Origin of the sequence: Ideonella sp. B508-1, from assembly GCF_000333615.1 — a bacterium.
Taxonomy (GTDB): Bacteria; Pseudomonadota; Gammaproteobacteria; order Burkholderiales; family Burkholderiaceae_C; genus Ideonella.
On the sequence record NZ_BADL01000471.1, the window covers coordinates 1 to 2,044 of the forward strand.

Below are 2,044 nucleotides of genomic sequence, written 5' to 3' on the forward strand. Positions count from 1 at the left end.
ACTGGCAGGTGCTGCTGGCCGGCACGGCCGGCATCTGGTGGGTGGCCAGCGCGGCGGCCGCCTTCAACTGCCTGTGGAGCGCGAGCTGGACCGGCGCATGCAGCGCACCGCCTGGCGGCCCACGGCGCGGGGCGAACTGTCGCCGCGCGAGACGCTGGCCTTTTCGCTGGGCCTGTGTGCCCTGGGCAGCACGGTGCTGCTGCTGTGGGTCAATGCCTTGACGCTGGCGCTGACCCTGGCCACCTTCGTGGGCTATGCGGTGGTCTACACCCTCTGGCTCAAGCCGCGCACACCGCAGAACATTGTGATCGGCGGCGCCTCCGGGGCCATGCCGCCGGTGCTGGGCTGGGCCGCAGTGCGGGGCGATGTGGGGCCCGAGGCCTGGTTGCTGTGCCTGATCATCTTCCTCTGGACGCCGCCGCACTTCTGGTCCCTGGCCCTGTACCGGATGGAGGACTACCGCCGGGCTGGCTTGCCCATGCTGCCGGTCACCCACGGGCCTGAGCTGACCCGCCTGCACATCTTCCTGTACACCGTGGTGCTGCTGGCGGGCACGCTGATGCCCTTCATCTACGGCATGAGCGGCTGGATCTACCTCGTGAGCGCGATCACGCTGGGGTTGTGCTTCATGGTGTATGGTTTCAGGCTCTGGCGGCAGTACAGCGAAGCGCTGGCCCGCCGCACCTTCTGGTTCTCGATCCTGTACCTGTCGCTGCTGTTCGCCGCGCTGCTGCTGGATCACTACATCAGCCCCTGGCTGGGGCCTTCCTGATCCGACCATGACCCTGTCCCGCCGTCACGCGCTCCTGGCCTCTCTCTCCCTCACCACCCTGGCCGCCTGTGACGGGCAGGTCTTCAAAAGCGGCGATGTGCCAGCCCATGCCCCCTTCAAAGGCATTGACATCACTGGCGCCACCTACGCCCGCGAGCTGCACCTGACGGACATGAACGGCCAGCCGCGCACCCTGGCCGATTTCAAGGGCAAGGTCGTGGTGGTGTTCTTCGGCTATGTGCAGTGCCCGGACGTGTGCCCCACCACGCTGGCCGAGCTGGCTGCTGTCAAGCAGCAGCTGGGCGAGGCCGGCAAGGACGTGCAGAGCATCTTCGTCACCGTGGACCCGGAGCGCGACACACCCGAGATCCTGAAGGCCTACATGGGCAGCTTCGGTGGCAGCGACTTCCTGGCCCTGCATGGCACGCCGGAGGAAACCGCCGCCGCCGCGAAGGAATTCAAGATCTTCTACGCCAAGGTGCCGGGCAAGACCGCGTCGAGCTACACCATCGACCACACCGCGGGCTCCTACTTGTTCGACCGTGCGGGTCGGGTGCGGGTGTTCAGCCGTTATGGCGCCGGCCCCGAGGCCCTGGCCGCGGACCTGAAGATCCTGCTGGCCGAGAAGGCCGCCACCTGAAACGACAGCGCCTGCGCATGAAAGCAAACGGCTCCCCGCGGGGAGCCGTTGTGTTTCAAGGGCCAAGCTGGGGGGCGAGGCCGCGCAGGGGTCAGGCCGTTTCCAGCGCCTTGCGCATCTTCTTGAGCGCCGCCACCTCGATCTGGCGGATGCGCTCGGCGCTGACGCCGTACTCGGCGGCCAGCTCGTGCAGGGTCATGCCACCGCTGGCGTCGTCGTTCACCTTCAGCCAGCGCTCCTCGACGATGCGGCGGCTGCGGTCGTCCAGCTTGTCCAGCGCGTGCTGGATGCCGTGGGAGCTCATCAGATCGCGGCTGCGGCCTTCCAGCACCCGGGTCGGCTCCTGGCTGTCGTCGGCCAGGTAGGCGATCGGAGCGTAGCTTTCCTCGCCGTCGTCGGTCTGCGGCTCCAGGGCCACGTCGCCGCCGGACAGCCGGGTCTCCATCTCGACCACTTCCTCCGGCTTGACATTCAGCTCCCGCGCCACCACATCCACCTCGTCGGGCGTCAGCGTGTTGCGGAAGGTCTCATGGTCACCGGCATGGTCCTTCAGGCCCTGCTTCATCGAGCGCAAGTTGAAAAATAGCTTGCGCTGGGCCTTGGTGGTGGCCACCTTGACCATGCCCCATTTC

General features: G+C 67.3%; 2 protein-coding genes and 1 pseudogene. 2 read left to right on the forward strand and 1 reads right to left on the reverse strand.

All coding sequences use genetic code 11. The annotated features are described in order from the left end of the window. Both cyoE and I73_RS18895 read left to right on the forward strand, forming a co-directional pair. Positions 1–772: pseudogene (cyoE, locus tag I73_RS29040) on the forward strand (heme o synthase); the annotation flags it as partial. Between the two features lie 7 nt (positions 773–779). Further along, the gene (locus tag I73_RS18895; RefSeq protein WP_022982049.1) at positions 780–1,412 is read left to right on the forward strand and encodes an SCO family protein; all 633 of its coding nucleotides are present in this window, start codon (positions 780–782) and stop codon (positions 1,410–1,412) included. A gap of 91 nt (positions 1,413–1,503) precedes the next feature. Here the strand turns inward: I73_RS18895 and I73_RS18900 are convergent. Beyond that, the coding region (locus tag I73_RS18900) for a sigma factor-like helix-turn-helix DNA-binding protein (protein ID WP_022982050.1) at positions 1,504–2,044 on the reverse strand (541 nt) is incomplete at its 5' end.

Bases quoted from the DNA above. Each gene is read 5' to 3' on its own strand.
- I73_RS18895 (WP_022982049.1), top strand. From the start codon at position 780: ATGACCCTGTCCCGCCGTCACGCGCTCCTGGCCTCTCTCTCCCTCACC.